Annotated in this window: 15 protein-coding genes; 1 reads left to right on the forward strand and 14 read right to left on the reverse strand. The window is 68.3% G+C overall.

The annotated features are described in order from the left end of the window. Positions 1 to 8: 8 nt before the first annotated feature. From nuoK to FOJ82_RS03660, 12 genes are read right to left on the reverse strand one after another with little or no spacing between them, the layout of a single operon-like run. Entirely contained in the window at positions 9 to 308 is a 300-nt protein-coding gene (nuoK, locus tag FOJ82_RS03605; RefSeq protein ID WP_143937054.1) for an NADH-quinone oxidoreductase subunit NuoK, read from the reverse strand. Continuing rightward, positions 305 to 1,123 (reverse strand): NADH-quinone oxidoreductase subunit J, encoded by an 819-nt coding sequence (locus FOJ82_RS03610; protein WP_143937055.1) that lies wholly within the window; start codon positions 1,121 to 1,123, stop codon positions 305 to 307. The genes nuoK and FOJ82_RS03610 overlap by 4 nt, the downstream gene beginning before the upstream one ends. Continuing rightward, complete coding sequence (nuoI, locus tag FOJ82_RS03615) at positions 1,120 to 1,671, reverse strand: NADH-quinone oxidoreductase subunit NuoI (RefSeq protein ID WP_143937056.1); 552 nt, start codon at positions 1,669 to 1,671, stop codon at positions 1,120 to 1,122. The genes FOJ82_RS03610 and nuoI overlap by 4 nt, the downstream gene beginning before the upstream one ends. Further along, a complete protein-coding gene (gene nuoH / locus FOJ82_RS03620) occupies positions 1,671 to 2,963 on the reverse strand; it encodes an NADH-quinone oxidoreductase subunit NuoH (RefSeq protein ID WP_143937057.1) in 1,293 nt (430 codons plus the stop codon). Before nuoH ends, nuoI begins: the two co-directional genes overlap by 1 nt. Continuing rightward, a complete protein-coding gene (locus FOJ82_RS03625; protein WP_143937058.1) occupies positions 2,960 to 5,371 on the reverse strand; it encodes an NADH-quinone oxidoreductase subunit G in 2,412 nt (803 codons plus the stop codon). Before FOJ82_RS03625 ends, nuoH begins: the two co-directional genes overlap by 4 nt. Then, complete coding sequence (gene nuoF, locus FOJ82_RS03630) at positions 5,368 to 6,678, reverse strand: NADH-quinone oxidoreductase subunit NuoF (protein WP_143937400.1); 1,311 nt, start codon at positions 6,676 to 6,678, stop codon at positions 5,368 to 5,370. Before nuoF ends, FOJ82_RS03625 begins: the two co-directional genes overlap by 4 nt. Before the next feature lie 23 nt (positions 6,679 to 6,701). After that, on the reverse strand, positions 6,702 to 7,448 hold the full coding sequence (nuoE, locus tag FOJ82_RS03635) for an NADH-quinone oxidoreductase subunit NuoE (protein ID WP_143937059.1): 747 nt from the start codon (positions 7,446 to 7,448) through the stop codon (positions 6,702 to 6,704). Next, on the reverse strand, positions 7,445 to 8,797 hold the full coding sequence (locus FOJ82_RS03640) for an NADH-quinone oxidoreductase subunit D (RefSeq protein ID WP_143937060.1): 1,353 nt from the start codon (positions 8,795 to 8,797) through the stop codon (positions 7,445 to 7,447). The genes nuoE and FOJ82_RS03640 overlap by 4 nt, the downstream gene beginning before the upstream one ends. Further along, positions 8,794 to 9,507 carry an NADH-quinone oxidoreductase subunit C gene (locus tag FOJ82_RS16440; protein WP_143937061.1) on the reverse strand — a complete coding sequence of 238 codons (714 nt, stop codon included), beginning with the start codon at positions 9,505 to 9,507 and terminating at the stop codon, positions 8,794 to 8,796. Before FOJ82_RS16440 ends, FOJ82_RS03640 begins: the two co-directional genes overlap by 4 nt. After that, positions 9,504 to 10,058: a NuoB/complex I 20 kDa subunit family protein gene (locus FOJ82_RS16445; protein WP_143937062.1), complete on the reverse strand. Its 555-nt coding sequence runs from the start codon at positions 10,056 to 10,058 to the stop codon at positions 9,504 to 9,506. The genes FOJ82_RS16440 and FOJ82_RS16445 overlap by 4 nt, the downstream gene beginning before the upstream one ends. 15 nt (positions 10,059 to 10,073) lie before the next feature. Beyond that, positions 10,074 to 10,433 carry an NADH-quinone oxidoreductase subunit A gene (locus tag FOJ82_RS03655; RefSeq protein ID WP_143937063.1) on the reverse strand — a complete coding sequence of 120 codons (360 nt, stop codon included), beginning with the start codon at positions 10,431 to 10,433 and terminating at the stop codon, positions 10,074 to 10,076. Positions 10,434 to 10,460: 27 nt separating this feature from the next. Further along, positions 10,461 to 11,759: a geranylgeranyl reductase family protein gene (locus FOJ82_RS03660; RefSeq protein WP_246099728.1), complete on the reverse strand. Its 1,299-nt coding sequence runs from the start codon at positions 11,757 to 11,759 to the stop codon at positions 10,461 to 10,463. A 259-nt stretch (positions 11,760 to 12,018) separates the two neighbouring features. Between FOJ82_RS03660 and FOJ82_RS03665 the strand changes: the two genes are divergently transcribed. Beyond that, entirely contained in the window at positions 12,019 to 13,275 is a 1,257-nt protein-coding gene (locus FOJ82_RS03665) for an isochorismate synthase (RefSeq protein ID WP_143937064.1), read from the forward strand. 157 nt (positions 13,276 to 13,432) lie between these two features. Here FOJ82_RS03665 and FOJ82_RS03670 read toward each other — a convergent pair whose 3' ends face one another. Next, entirely contained in the window at positions 13,433 to 15,073 is a 1,641-nt protein-coding gene (locus tag FOJ82_RS03670) for a DUF6297 family protein (protein WP_143937065.1), read from the reverse strand. After that, on the reverse strand, positions 15,070 to 15,723 hold the full coding sequence (locus FOJ82_RS03675; RefSeq protein ID WP_185975603.1) for an ABC transporter ATP-binding protein: 654 nt from the start codon (positions 15,721 to 15,723) through the stop codon (positions 15,070 to 15,072). Before FOJ82_RS03675 ends, FOJ82_RS03670 begins: the two co-directional genes overlap by 4 nt. Positions 15,724 to 15,747 lie beyond the last annotated feature (24 nt).

Raw genomic sequence — 15,747 nt, forward strand, 5'->3', positions numbered from 1 at the left:
CAGGCCCCTTAGAACTTCAGCAGGTTGGCGTCGTCGACGGAGGCCGATCGGCGGGCACGGTAGACGGCGACGATGATCGCCAGTCCGACCACGACCTCCGCCGCGGCGACCACCATCACGAAGAAGGTGCCCACCTGGCCGTCGAGGTTCCCGTGCTGCCGGGCGAACGTCACCAGTGACAGGTTGACGGAGTTCAGCATCAGCTCCACGCTCATGAACGCGATGATCGCGTTGCGGCGCACGAGGAACCCGAGGACTCCGATGGCGAAGAGAATCGCCGAGACCACCAGGTACGGTTCGCTGCTCATTCGCTTTCTCCCTCAGCGTCGGAGTGGACCCGTTCGATGGCCTTGAAGGCCCTGTCGGCGGGGGTGCGCAGTTGGTCGACTGCCACGATCGCGCCTCGAGCGGTGAGCGTCTCCGAGACCGAGGCCTCGGCGACGCTGCCGTCGGGCAGGAGCGCCGGCGCGTGGATGGCGTTGAAACGGGCGTAGACGCCGGAGTTCGGAAGCACGCCGGGGTGCTTGCCCTCGGCCGCGTAGGCCTCCATGCGCTCCTGGGCCTGGACGACCTGGGACTTCTTCGCCTTTAGGCGCTCGCCGTGGGCGAGGACCATCGCGCCGACCGCTGCGGTGATCAGCAGGGCGGCGGTGGCCTCGAAGGCGAACACGTAGCGCGAGAACAGGAGGGCCGCCAGTCCCTCGAGGTTGCCGCCGAACTCCTCGTTGGCGGCCGCGAGGCCTGCAGGCTCGCCCTCGAAGACCTGGCCGACGGCCATCACGAGCAGCACGGCCAGGCCGATGACGGCCAGGAACGAGGCGACGCGGTGGCCCTTGAGTGTCTCGACCACGGAATCTGAGGTGTCGACGCCGACGAGCATGACCACGAACAGGAACAGCATCAGGATCGCGCCCGTGTAGACGATGATCTGGATGACGAAGAGGAACGGTGCGTCCTGCGCGGCGTACATGACGGCCAGCGCGAGCATCACGCCTGCGATGCAGATGGCGCTGTGCACGGGCTTGCGCATCAGGACCATGCCCACCGCCAGCAGGATCGCGATCGGGCCGCAGACCCAGAAGGCAACCTCACCGGCACTCACCAGTGGGATGAAGGAGGTCATTTGGCGGCTCCCTGGGCAGGTGTGCGGGTGTCGGGCTGTCCGGTCTCGGGCAGCCCGAGGAAGTATGCCTGCTCGTCGTCACCGAGGCGACGCGGGTGCGGCGGCTGCTCCATGCCCGAGATGAGCGGCGCGAGCAGCTCGTCCTTGGTGTAGATCAGGTCGCGACGGTTGTCGTCGGCGAGCTTGAACTCGTTGGTCATGGTCAGTGCACGCGTCGGGCAGGCCTCGATGCAGTACCCGCAGAAGATGCAGCGCAGGTAGTTGATCTGGTACACGTGGCCGTAGCGCTCGCCGGGCGAGAACCGCTGGTCGTCGGTGTTGTCCGCACCCTCGACGTAGATGGCGTCGGCGGGGCACGCCCAGGCGCACAGCTCGCAGCCCACGCACTTCTCCAGGCCGTCGGGCCAGCGGTTCAGCTGGTGACGCCCGTGGAAGCGGGGCATCGTGACCTTCTCCTTGCCCTTCTGCGGGTAGCCCTGCGTGAAGGTCTTCCGGAACATGGTGTTGAACGTGACACCGAATCCGGCCCACGGATCGAAGATGCCCATCAGTTCTCCTCCCCTTGCTTTTCCTCGCCGGAACCGGCGGGAACCGTGACGACGCCTGCGAGTTCGGGCAGCACCTGGCCCGGCCGCGGGGGCACGGGATAGCCGCCGGCGAACGCGTCGAACGGCTCGTCGGTGTCGATTTCTTCCTTCTCGGCGGCGTCGGTGCGCCCGCTGAACGCGATCAGGATCGCGAGCAGGGCCACGGCCAGCCCGATGGTGTACTGCGGTGCGAGCGCGATCATGACGATCCAGAGGATCGAGACCGGGATCAGCACCTTCCAGCCGAGGTCCATGAAGTGGTCGTAGCGGAAGCGGGGCAGGGTGCCGCGCAGCCACACGAAGATCGAGAACACGAGCTGGACCTTGATGATGAAGAAGATCGGCCCGAACCACGGGTTGTCGATCCCCGGGATCAGGTTCAGCGGCCACGGTGGCAGGTAGCCACCGAGGAACAGCGTGACGGCCACGGCGGACACGGTGGCCATGTTGATGTACTCCGCGAGGAAGTACATGGCGTAGCGGAAGCCGGAGTACTCGGTCATGTAGCCGGAGACCAGCTCGGACTCGCACTCGGGCAGGTCGAACGGTGCCCGGTTGGTCTCGCCGACCATCGAGATGCCGTAGATGATGAACGACGGCAGCAGGAGGATGGCGTACCAACCGGTGATGCCGACGTCGAACTGCATCTCGGTGAACGGCACGCGGAAGATGATCGGGTTCGACTGAGCCTCCACGATGGCGTGGGTGGACATCGAGCCGGACAGCAGGAACACGCCGACGATCGAGAGGCCCATGGCGATCTCGTAGGAGATCATCTGTGCCGAGGAGCGGATCGCGCCCAGGAACGAGTAGGTGTTGTTCGACGCCCAGCCGGCCAGCACGATGCCGTAGATGCCCACCGACGCGATCGCGATGATGAACAGCACGGCCACGGGCAGGTCGGTGACCTGGAGGCGCGTGGTGTGCCCGAAGATCTCCACCTGGCCGCCGAACGGGATGACGGTCCAAGTGGTGAAGGCAGCCACACCGGTGAGCAGCGGACCGAGGTTGAACACCAACCGGTCAGTGCCCTGCGGGCGGAAGTCCTCCTTGAAGATGAGCTTCGTGCCGTCGGCCAGTGCCTGTCCCAGGCCGAAGGGGCCGTTCATGATGGGACCGAGACGGTGCTGCATCTTCGCCACGAGGCGGCGCTCGTACCAGACGTTGAAGATAGTCCAGACGAGCAGGATCACGAAGAGGGCGACCACCTTGATGAGGATGAGCCACCATGGGTCCTGGAAGAACACGTTCATGCCTGAACTCCTTCTTCAGCGTTGACTGCCTGGACGGTGACGGGACTGCCCACCACGGCGGGGAGCCTGTCGCCGCTGCCCACACCGGGGTTGGCGGGGACCCAGACGACGTTGTCGGCCATGCTGTTGGTGACCATGACCGCGAGCTCGACCTTCGCGTCGCCCACGGACACGGACGCGACGTCGCCGAGTCCGAGCTGGGCGGCGGTGGCCGGGGAGACCCGCACGACGGCGGGTCGGGCCGTGGCGCGCAGTGCCAGTTCGTAGTCGTTGCCGCTGGAGGCGTCCAGCAGTTCGCGCCACGAGGAGACGACGTGGCCCTCGGGGACCCCGCCGTCGGCGACCTTGGGGCCGCTGGGACGGGCCCCCTCCCAGGTGCCCAGTTCGGTGAGGTCGGCGAACGCGTCCGCCGGGGTGCGGAAGCCGAGCTCGGAGCCGAGGGCGTCGCCCAGGGCTGCGATGATCCGCAGATCCGTCATCGGGGTGCGGTTGGCGCGGTTCACGAGTGCGACGGGGCGCTCGCGGTGCTCCCAGTTGATGAAGTGACCGGCCTGCTCCTCCACCAGCGCGGCGGGGAAGACCACGTTGGCACGTTCGGTGACTGCGCTCTGGCGCTGCTCGATGCTGACGACGAAGTCCGCGCCCTCCAGGCCTGCCAGCGCGGCGGCGGGGTCGGCCAGGTCGGCCGGGTCCACGCCCGCGAGGATCAGCGCCTTGAGGTCACCCGATGCGGCGGCGGCGAACTGCTCGACGGCGGACAGGCCGGGCTCGGCGGAGATCGGGGTGCCGCCCCAGGCGGAGGAGACGTCCACCCGGGCCGCGGCGTCGTCCAGCGGGCGACCGGCCGGGAGCAGGTTCGGCAGGCAGCCGGCCTCGATGGCTCCCATGTCACCGGCACGGCGCGGGATCCAGGCGAGGCGGGCACCGCTGGCGTCGGCCTTGGCCGCGACCGCGGTCAGGAGCCCGGGCAGGACGCCTGCGCGCTCACCCACGAGGATGACCGCGCCGGAGTCGAGCTCAAGCGAGTCGAGGGCTGCCGCCTCACCACCGGGGGCCACCTGGAGCAGCTCGGCGTTCAACTTGTCGCTGCCGCGGCTGGAGAAGGGGGCCAGGGTGGTGACCTTCAGGCCGTTCTTCCGGTTTGCCTTGCGCAGGCGCAGGAACACCAGCGGCGACTCGTCCTCGGGCTCGAAGGCCACGAGCACGACGTGGTCGGCCTTCTCGAGGTCGAGGTTCGTGACCGACTCGGCCAGGCTGCGCCCGGCGACCCGGGCGGCGATGAACTCGGCCTCCTCCGCGGAGTGCGGGCGGGAGCGGAAGTCGATGTTGTTGGTGCCGAGCACCGCGCGGGCGAAGCGCGAGTAGGCGTAGGCGTTCTCGACGGTCAGTCGGCCACCGGTCTGGACACCGACGGCGCTACCGGCGGCCCGCAGGCCGTCGACGGCGGCATCGATCGCCTCCGGCCAGCTCGCCGGCTGGAGGACGCCGTCGCGCCGCACGAGCGGGCGGGTGATGCGGTCCTCGCCGCGGCCGTACATGAAGCCGAAGCGGCCCTTGTCACAGCTCCACTCCTCGTTGACCTCCGGGTCCTCGCCCGCGAGGCGGCGCTTGACCTGGTGGTGGCGGTGGTCGGTGCGCAGCTCGCAGCCAGCGGCACAGTGCTCGCACGTCGTCGTGGTGGAGACGAGGTCGAACGGCCGGGACTGGAACCGGTAGGCGGCCGAAGTCAGGGCGCCGACGGGGCAGATCTGCACGACGTTGCCGGAGAAGTACGAGTCGTAGGGGTCGTCCTCGTAGAAGCCGACCTGCTGCAGCGCACCGCGCTCGACGAGGGCGATGAACGGGTCACCGGAGATCTCGTCGGAGAACCGGGTGCAGCGCGCGCACAGGACGCAGCGCTCGCGGTCCAGGAGGATCTGGGCGGAGATGTTGATGGGCTTGGGGAAGGTGCGCTTGGCCATGCCGAAGCGGCTCTCCCCCGCTCCGTGGCTCAGCGACTGGTTCTGCAGGGGGCACTCGCCGCCCTTGTCGCAGATCGGGCAGTCCAACGGGTGGTTGATGAGGAGGAATTCCAGCATTCCGCGCTGGGCCTTCTCCGCCACCGGCGAGGAGACCTGGGTGTTGACCTTCATGCCCTGGGCCACCGGCATGGTGCAGGAGGCCTGCGGCTTCGGGAACCCGCGTCCGTTGCCCGCGTCGGGGATCTCCACCATGCACTGGCGGCAGGCTCCGATGGGATCGAGCAGGGGGTGGTCGCAGAAGCGCGGGATGTTGGTTCCGACCATCTCTGCGGCACGGATGATCAGGGTGCCCTCGGGGACGCTGACCTCGGTGCCGTCGATCGTGAGGGTGACCAGCTTGGGGGCCGGCTCCACCTCACTCGTGGCGATCTTGGCGTCGACGCTCATCTTGCGGCTCCATCCGTTGCGAACACTGCGCTCTTCTCGTACGGGAACAGTTCCCAGGCGGGCGTGTGGTAGCCCTGCTCGAACTCGTGCCGGAAGTGCTTGACCGCGCTCGTGGTGGCGGCCACCGCACCGTCGGCGAGCGCGCAGAACGAGCGGCCGCCGATGTTGTCACAGGCATCGAGCATCTTCTCGATGTCGCCCTCCTCGGCGGTGCCCGCCTCGAAGCGCATCAGCAGCTGGACCAGCCACCAGGTGCCCTCGCGGCAGGGGGTGCACTTGCCGCAGGACTCGTGCTTGTAGAACTCGACCCAGCGCAGCGTGGTCCGCACCACCGACGTGGTCTCGTCGAAGACCTGCAGCGCCTTGGTGCCCAGCATCGAGCCGGCACCGGCCATGCCCTCGTAGTCGAGGGGGATGTCCAGGCTCTCGGCCGTCAGGATCGGGGTGGAGGAACCACCCGGGGTGAAGAACTTGAGCTCGTGGCCCTCGCGCACTCCCCCACCGAGCTCGATCAGCTCACGCAGGGTGATGCCCAGCGGGGCCTCGAACTGGCCGGGGTGCTTGACGTGGCCCGAGAGCGAGTAGAGCGTGAAGCCCTTGGACTTCTCGGTGCCCATGGCCTGGAACCAGGCCGCGCCGTTGGCGATGATCGACGGGACCGACGCGATCGACTCGACGTTGTTCACCACCGTCGGCGACGCGTACAGGCCCGCGACGGCGGGGAACGGCGGGCGCAGCCGTGGCTGGCCGCGTCGACCCTCGAGGGAGTCGAGCAGTGCCGTCTCCTCACCGCAGATGTAGGCGCCGGCGCCGGCGTGGACGATGATGTCCAGGTCGTAGCCGGTGCCGAGGATGTTCTTGCCGAGGTAGCCGGCGGCGTAGGCCTCGCGCACCGCCTGCTGGAGGCGGCGGATGATGTGCAGCACCTCGCCGCGGCAGTAGATGAACGCGGTGTGTGCGTTGATCGCGAACGCCGAGATGATGACGCCCTCCACCAGCGTGTGGGGGGAGGCCATCATGAGCGGCATGTCCTTGCAGGTGCCCGGCTCCGACTCGTCGGCGTTGACCACGAGGTACTTCGGGTTCGGGTTGTCCTGCGGCACGAAGGACCACTTCATGCCGGTGGGGAAGCCTGCGCCACCACGGCCGCGCAGGTTGGCCTCCTTCACCAGCGAGATGACGTCGGCGGGCTGCATGTCCAGGGCCCGGCGCAGGGCGCGGTAGCCACCGGTGGTCTCGTACCTGGAGAGCTTCCAGGAGTTCTCGGTCCCCCAGTGCTCGGACAGGACAGGGGTGAGGACGTCCACACCCGGGTTGGTCGCCGTGTCGGTCACTTCGCCTCCTCGTCCTTCGTCGCGGGCTTGGGCAGGTTGTCGGGGTCGGGAGCGCGCCAGTCGTTCTCGCGGGCGAGCTCGAGGCCCACCAGGGAGGCGGGGCCGGCCGACGGTCCCTCGTCGGCGCGGCCGTCGGGGAAGCCCGCGAGGACGCGCTCGGCTGCCCGCCACGAGGTGAGGGTGGCGCCGCGCGGCGACGACACCTCCTGGTCGCTCATCAGGGCGTCGAGCAGGGCGTCGGTGGTCTCCGGCGTCATGTTGTCGAAGTACTCCCAGTTGACCATCACCACGGGGGCGAAGTCACAGGCGGCGTTGCACTCGAGGCGCTCGAGCGAGACCTGGCCGTCGGCCGTGGTCTGGCCCTCGTCGATCCCGAGGCGCTTCTTGGCCCGGTCCAGCAGCATGTCGCCGCCCATCACCGCGCACAGGGCGGTGGTGCAGACGCCGACGTGGTGCTTGCCGGCCGGGCGGCGCTTGTACATGGTGTAGAACGTGGCCACGCCGGAGACCTGGGCGGTGGAGATGCCCAGCACGTCGGCGCAGACCTCGATGCCGCGGGGGCTCACGCGGCCGTCCACCGACTGCACGAGGTGCAGCATCGGCAGCAGCGCGGAGCGTGCCTGCGGGTAGCGGCCGGCGAGCTCGCGGAGCTCGCTGATCGTGGTCTCGTCGATGTTGCTCGACTGGTCCGAGTAGTCGACCGCTCCGGAGTCGGGGAAGTCGCTGACGAAGTGGCCGCTCATCGGTCCACACCTCCAAGAACTGGGTCGAGGCTCGCCAGGGAGACCACGACGTCGGACATCATGCCGCCCTCGGTCAGCATGGACATCGACTGCAGATGGTTGAATCCGGGGTCCCGGAAGTGGGCCCGGTAGGGGCGCGTGCCGCCGTCGGAGACGAGGTGGACACCCAGTTCGCCCTTCGGGGACTCGATGGCCTGGTAGACCTGTCCCACCGGAACCTTGAAGCCCTCGGTGACGAGCTTGAAGTGGTGGATCAGGGCCTCCATCGACTCGCCCATGATGTGCTTGATGTGCTCGTTGCTGTTGCCCTGGCCGTCGGGGCCGAGCGAGAGCGACGCGGGCCACGCGATCTTCGCGTCGGCCACCATGATCGGCTGTCCCTGGGTCTTCTCGAGGCGCTCCATGCACTGCTCGATGATCTTCAGCGACTCCCAGCACTCGTCCAGACGGATCCGGAACGCGGCGTAGGCGTCGTCACCCTCCCAGGTGATGGTCTCGAAGTCGTAGGTCTCGTAGCCGCAGTACGGCTGGACCTTGCGCAGGTCCCAGTCGAAGCCGGTGCCGCGCAGGCGCGGTCCGGTGACGCCCATCGACATGCACTGGGCGAGGTTCAGCTTGCCGATGTCGCACATGCGGAGCTTGAAGATCGGGTTCTCGTTGCAGAACGCCGCGTACTCGGGCAGGTGCTTCTTCAGCCACGCGACGATGGTTCGCAGGTGGTCGATGCCACCCTCGGGCAGGTCGTTGGCCACGCCTCCGGGGCGGATGAACGCGTGGTTCATGCGCAGGCCGGAGATGCCCTCGAGGAAGTCGAGGATCATCTCGCGCTCGCGGAAGGCGATGGTCATCATCGTCAGCGCGCCGATCTCCATGCCGCCGGTGCCCATGGCCACCAGGTGCGAGGCGATGCGGTTGAGCTCCATCACGAGGACGCGGATGACGCTCGCGCGCTCAGGGATGTCGTCGGTGATGCCGAGGAGCTTCTCGACGCCGAGGCAGTAGACCGCCTCGTTGAACAGCGGTGCGACGTAGTCCATGCGGGTGCAGAAGGTGACCCCCTGGGTCCACGTCCTGTACTCCATGTTCTTCTCGATGCCGGTGTGGAGGAAGCCGATGCCCGGGCGGCAGGAGACCACCGTCTCGCCGTCCATCTCCATGATCAGGCGAAGGACGCCGTGGGTGGAGGGGTGCTGCGGGCCCATGTTGACGACGATCGTCTCGTCGCCGCGCTCCGCGTGCTCGTTGGCGATGTCGGACCAGTCGCCGCCCTGCGCGAGGTAGACCCTGTCCGCGGTTGCTTCACCCGGGGAGGCGAAGATGTCCTCGGTGGCTGCATGCGTGCTGCTCATGAGTAAGTCCTCCGGTTGTCGGGGGCGGGAACCCTGGCGCCCTTGTACTCGACGTCGACGCCACCCAGCGGGTAGTCCTTGCGCTGGGGATGGCCCTCCCAGTCGTCGGGCATCAGGATGCGCGTGAGGGCGGGGTGGCCGTCGAACTGGATGCCGAACAGGTCCCAGGTCTCGCGCTCGTGCCAGTCGGCCATCGGATAGGTGGCGACGACCGATGGGATGTGCGGGTCCGCGTCGGGGCAGGTGACCTCGAGGCGCACACGACGGTTGTGGGTGATGGAGATCAGGTGGTAGACGGCGTGCAGCTCGGCACCGGTCTGCTGCGGGTAGTGCACACCCGAGACGGACATGCAGATCTCGAAGCGGAGGAAGGCGTCGTCGCGGAAGGCCTTCACGACGGCGGGCAGCTCGGCACGGTCGACGAAGATGGTCAGCTCACCGCGGTCGTACAGGACGCGGGCGCCGCGCAGCGCGGGCACCACCTCGAGCGCCCGGCCGTGGATGGCGTCGGCGGCCTCGTCGTCGAAGGGGGGCTCGGAGCTGCCGGGCATCTGCAGGCTGCGAGTGATGCCGCCGTAGCCGGAGGTGTCCCCCGCGCCGCGCGACCACATGCCCTTGGTGGTGGCGAAGGCGCTGCGCGCGCTGAAGCCGTCGGACGTCTCGGCTGGCAGGCCGGAGGTGGACGACTCGGGAAGGTTCTCGTCGTTCATCGCATGAGCCCCTTCATCTCGTGGGTGGCGGGAGCGGCCAGGGCCAGCTTCTCGTTCTCCTCGACCGCCGCGATGGCGTTCGGGCCGATCGGGGTGCGCTGCACCTGCTGGCGGAGCTTGAAGATGGCGTCGATCAGCATGTCCGGGCGGGGCGGGCAGCCGGGCACGTACATGTCGACGGGCAGGAAGTGGTCGCAGCCCTGGATGACGGCGTAGTTGTTGAACATGCCGCCGGAGCTGGCGCAGGCACCCATTGACAGGACCCACTTGGGGTTGGGCATCTGGTCGTAGATCTGGCGGATCACGGGGGCCATCTTCTGGCTCACGCGCCCGGAGACGATCATGAGGTCGGCGGAGCGCGGCGAGGCGCGGAAGACCTCCTGGCCCCAGCGACCCGAGTCGTAGCGCGGCGTTCCGAAGGCCATCATCTCGATGGCGCAACAGGCAAGGCCCATCGTCACGGGCCAGAACGAAGCCTGGCGCATCCATCCGGCAACACCCTCGAGGGTGGTCAGCAGGATGCCGCTCGGCAGCTTGTCTTCGATTCCCATGTCAGATCTTCCTTGTCAATCCCAGTCCAGGCCGTTGCGGCGCAGGACGTAGAAGTATGCGATGAGGACCGTGATCACGAAGATGATCATCTCGACCACGGCGAATGTGCCCAGTTGGTTGTAAGCGACCGCCCACGGGTACAGGAAGACGATCTCGATGTCGAAGATGATGAACAGCATCGCGGTGATGTAGTACTTCACCGGGAACCGGCCGCCGCCGATCGGCTGCGGCGTGGCCTGGATGCCGCACTCGTAGGAGTCGAACTTGGCCTTGTTGTACCGGGCGGGCCCGACGTTGAGACTCAGGACGATTGCCACGAGCACGAACACGGCGGCCAGGACCACCATGCCCACGATTGGGATGTAGAGGTTCACGTCAGTGCCTTCCCTTCTGCTTCACGGTCATGCTGACGGGGCCACCTTGCACAGGGCATTGATGATCCGGTCCATCGCGTCGCCGTCACGCTTGTCCGTGAGGTTCGCCAACAACTTCATCACGAATCGCATGAGAGTTTTGCGAGGTAGCCCGTAAGTGGTGCACAGATGCATGATCCTCGGGTCCCCGATGAGCTTCACGAAAATCGTTCCGAGGCGGTAGTAGCCGCCGAGTTCGGCGCTCAGGCGCGCCGGGTAGCCCTGCAGCGCCCGCTCCGCCGAGGCGGTGCCGATGCCGCGGGCGTGGGCCTCGGCCATGGCGTCTGCGGCGGCCTCGGCCGCTTCCATCGCGTAGGCGATGCCCTCGCCGTTGAACGGGTTGACCATGCCGCCGGAGTCACCGACGAGCAACAGGCCGCGGCCGTAGTGGGGCTTGCGGTTGAAGGCCATCGGGAGGGCGGCGCCCTGCACCTTGCCCACCATGTTCTCGTCGCGGAAGCCCCACTCCTGAGGAGTGTTGTCCAGCCAGCGCTTCAGCAGCGCGCGGTAGTCGGTCTTCCCGAAGCCCTTGGAGGTGTTGAGCACGCCGAGGCCGACGTTGGAGGTGCCGTCGCCCATGCCGAAGACCCAGCCGTAGCCCGGCATCAGGGTGGACTTGTGCGGCTCGCCGTCCCACAGCTCCAGCCAGGACTCGAGGTAGTTGTCGTTGGTGCGGGGAGACTTGTAGTAGGTGCGCACGGCCACGCCCATCGGGCGGTCGTCGCGCTTGCCGAGGCCCATGGAGATCGCCAGGCGCGAGGAGTTGCCGTCGGCCGCCACGACCAGCGGAGCGCGGTAGCTCACGCCGTCCTTGGTGCGCACGCCCACGATGCGGCCGGACCGGTCGTCGGTGATCGCCTCGTTGACGTTTGCGCCCTGGACCAGTTCTGCGCCGTGGGCCACCGCGTGCTGAGCCAGCATGTCGTCGAAGTCGGCGCGCTGCCGAACGACGCCGTAGGGCGGGAAGTCGGTCAGGTCGGGCCAGTCGAGGACGAAGGGCTCCGTACGGCCGCCGTAGATGCGCAGGCCCTTGTTGTGGATCCAGCCGGCTTCCTCGGAGGTGTCGATGCCCAGCCTGGTCAGTGCACGGGTGGCGCGCGGGGTGAGGCCGTCGCCGCAGACCTTCTCACGAGGGAAGTGGCTCTTCTCGAGCAGGAGCACGGAAAGACCGCGGCGCGCGAGGTTGGCCGCGGTCGAGGATCCCCCGGGACCGGCTCCGACGACGATGACGTCGGCTTCAGTCCCTCCGGTGGCCGCCATGCCTTCGGTTGGCTTGGCGTTCTGCATTGGCTACTCCTGGCTCGACACGACCCTCGAGTAGAGGGTTTCGGGGGTCAGTCTAGGGGTTCAAATCCGCAAACCTCCAACCGGAGTACTTACGGCTCTCGCGTCGGCCTGACTAGGCATTTTGCCAACCATTTCAAGTACACAAACCTTGCGTAAATGGTCTCGTGGCGTCGGTCCTCGGGCTGCCAGCCCTGCGCTCGGGGCCGGGGATCAGGCCCGGGTTAGCAGGCACTCATTGGGCTCGGCTAATGTCGGGTGGGTGATTCTGGAATCGGGTAGCAACCGTCTGCGTGCCACCACCGTCGCCATCGACGACCCTGGCCCCCTTCAGCGCTTCCTGCCCCTGACCGGCCCCTCCACTGCGTTCATCCGCAAGGGCGAGGGAATCATCACCATCGGTGAGGTTGAGCGCTTCGAGACCGACTACCCCGACGCCGCCGACGTGTGGTGGGACGAGGTGGCCTCCTACATCGACCACGACTCCGAACTGCCGGGCGCCTACGGCACCGGCCCGCTGGCCGTTGGTTCCTTCACCTTCGACCCGGACGCCTCCGAGGAGCGTTCCGTCCTGATCGTGCCGAAGGTGATCATCGGGCGCCGCGCCGGACAGTTCTGGATGACCAAGCTCACCGGTGGCCGGATGGACTACGAGCTCCCCGACGTCGGCGAGGCCATCGTCCCGCCCACGGGAGTCACGCTCGACGACGGACCGGTCCCGCCCGCCGAGTGGGGGCGAATCGTCGCGGAGGTGGTGGGCCTGATCCGCGCCGACGAAGTGAGCAAGGTGGTGCTCGCCCGCAAGGTCAGGGCGCGCTCCGAGACCCCGTTCGACGCCCGCGCCATCCTGAACCGGTTGCTGCACCGCTACCCCACCACCTGGGCCTACATGGTCGACGGCCTCGTGGGCGCCACCCCGGAACTACTGATCCGGCGCCAGGGCGGACTCGCGACGTCGCGGGTGCTCGCCGGCACCATCTCGCTGGACCCCGACCACACCGATCCCCTCGCCCGCGCCGCAGACCTGGCCCGCTCCCACAAGGACATCTCCGAGCACGAGTTCGCGGTGGAGTCCATCGCCCGGGCACTGGAGCCGTTCTGCTCGGCCATGAACGTGCCGGAGTCACCCTCGGTCCTGCCACTGCCCAACGTGCTGCACCTGGCCACCGACATCACCGGCGTCACCGACCCGGACACCAGTGCCCTGGCCCTCGCCGCCGCCCTGCACCCGAGCGCCGCCGTCTGCGGCACTCCCACGTTCCTGGCCCGCGAGGTCATCGGGGAACTCGAGTCCATGGATCGTGGCCGCTACGCCGGCCCCATCGGCTGGGTGGACGCCCGCGGCGACGGCGAGTGGGCCCTGGCCCTGCGCGGCGGCCAGATCCTGCGCGACGACCCCCGGGAGATCCACCTGTTCGCCGGCGCCGGCGTGGTGGCCGACTCCGAGCCGGAGGCCGAGATCGCCGAGACCAACGCCAAGCTGCTGCCGATGCTCCAGGCCTTGGGCCTCTCCGACTGAACGCACGCGCCGGGGGGTGGAGCGCAGAGGAGGTTCGGGCGCCTAAGAACGCTTGAAACCCGAAGAGCACCCACACCGGACCGGACTGCTGGCTGGTACAAACGGCGCCCGAACCTCCTCTGCGCTCCACCCGCCTGCACAAGTGCCCGGCATCCACTCACCGCTTCTGCGAGCGCTGCACCTTGATCTTGGTGGTGTTGCCGGTCGAGCGCCCCTGCTTGCGCGCCTTCTCCTCCTCCAGCAGACGGCGCTGCTCCTCCTGCTGCTCCATCATCTGGTCCTTGTCGAACCCGGAGCGCAGGATGGCGAACGCGATCGCGGCGATCAGCAGCGAAACCCAGGCAGGCAGTCCGAAGACGATCGGCAGGGTCACCAACGCCACCATGTCGATGCCGCGGAGCATCGAGAACAGCATGCCCGGGGGCATGGCGCCGACGCCGATCGCGACGATGGGGCCGCCGTAGTCCGCAGGCTTGGCGCTCATCCAACGGATGGCGGCCAGCAGGCCCGCGATGGCGGTGATCAGCGCCGCGGTGATGCCGGCGATGACGTCGAGCTGCTCGCCGCCGAGGGCGCCAAGGAACGCGGGCGTGGTGGCCACGCCCCAGATCAGGGCCAGCACCGCGGGCACCACGATGACCGCCGTCTTGATCTGCGCCGGGGAGAACGGGAAGCTGCGCTGCAGGCCCTTGGTGCGGGTGAGCACGCGCAGGGAGTTCATGAACGGGATCAGCGCCGCCATCAGCACGAGCGCCGAGATCGGCGGGTTGAGCTGCGAGATCCCGAGGGCCTGGACCGCGTAGGGGACCACCATCGATCCCAGCCACACGACCAACGGCATGGGGTTGCGCCACAGCCGCTGCACGTCGCGCATGATCAGGGCGGTGGTGCCCTGTCCGGCGCCGCGGGTGGCGCGGACGTGGCCCTTCTGCTTGGCCTTGTGCTCTACGAGGATGTCGCGCACCAGGGCGAAGTCGAGCGCGAAGGCCGCTCCCTGCATGCCCGCGATCAGCGAGCTGCCGGCGGTGAGCCGCTGCCGACGGATGTTGCGCAGCCTGTGGTGCGCGACCACCATAGACACCAGCCCGAGGACCAGGCCGGCCCCGGCCACGATGTAGGCGAACTCGACGCTCAGCTGCTCGAGGCCGGCGACCGGGAGCCAGCCCGCCGCGATCCCGACGAGTGCCAGCAGCGTCGCGACCGCGGCCAGGCCGACGATCCACTGCAGCGTGCTGGTGATCCAGTGCCGCTCGAGGCCCTGCTCGGCCGCGGCGAAGGCGGTCAGCCCGAACGCACCCAGGCCACCTGCCAGCGCCCAGATGCCGATGTGGGTGAGGGTCGAGCCGGTGAGGGTGGCGATCAGGGCGCTGAACAGTGCGCCGGCGAAGAACGCGACGGCGAGGGAGGCGACGAGGCGGCCACGCAGGAGCTTGCGGCGGTCCACCGCGGCGTCCATGAGCCAGAAGCCCTCGGCCGCGGAGGCGACGATGGGGCCGAACATGCGGCTGGCCACCAGCGTGAAGGCGAGCACGGCGGCGACGGCGGCCCATGGCAGCAGGCCGCGGGCGGCCAGGCAGGAGTCGGTCTCGCAGCCGGAGACCGACTGCTGGGCCTGGATGATGGAGCTGATCAGCATGGCGCCGATGAGGACCACGCCGAAGACCATGACATAGGCGTCCTGGAGGGCCTGCAGGATGTTGCGGTCGGCGCGTCCGTGTCGCCAGTCGCGCATCAGCAGCTTCAGCTGCTTCTCGTCGGCCTGACCCACCTCGCCGAACTTCTCGTCGGTGGCACTCATCCGCGCGGCTCCCCCAGTCGGACCTCGCGGGCGTTGATCGCCTTCAACAGCGCCGGCTCGTGGCTGGCGAGCACGATCGCGAGACCATCGGCGAGCTCCTCGCGGAGCCGGTTGCCGAGCCACTCGATGCCCTCGACGTCGAGGCGCTGCTCGGGCTCGTCCATCACGAGGAGGCGGCGCGGCCGCACGAAGGCCGTCGCCAGGGCCAGCCGGCGGCGCTGACCGGAGGAGAGGGTGTTCGGCAGCTGCGACGCCTGCGGGACGAGCTGCACCTCCTCGAGGACCTCGTCCACGAGCGCGTCGGGCTCGTGGATGCCGTGCGCCCGCGCGAGCAGGTCGAGGTGCTCGACCACCGAGAGGTCGGGGAAGAAGTCGAGGTCGTCGATGACGGTGGCCACGGATCTGCGGATCTCGGGGTTGGTCTCGTTCATCTTGGTGCCAAGCACCTTCACCGAGCCGTCGTCGGGCTTGTCGGCCCCGACGATGCAACGCAGCACCGTGGACTTGCCGGCACCGTTGCGGCCGGTCAGGGCCACGGCCTCGCCGGCATGGACCTTGAGATCGAGTCCCTCCACGATCGTCACGGGCCCGTAGGCCTTCTTCAACTTCTCGACTGTCAGGACCACTTCGCGCTTCGCCACGGCCCCCATTGTTCCCCATCGGGTCGAAAGCCT

The sequence above is a fragment of the Tessaracoccus rhinocerotis genome, from assembly GCF_007197885.1.
Lineage (GTDB): Bacteria > Actinomycetota > Actinomycetes > Propionibacteriales > Propionibacteriaceae > Arachnia > Arachnia rhinocerotis.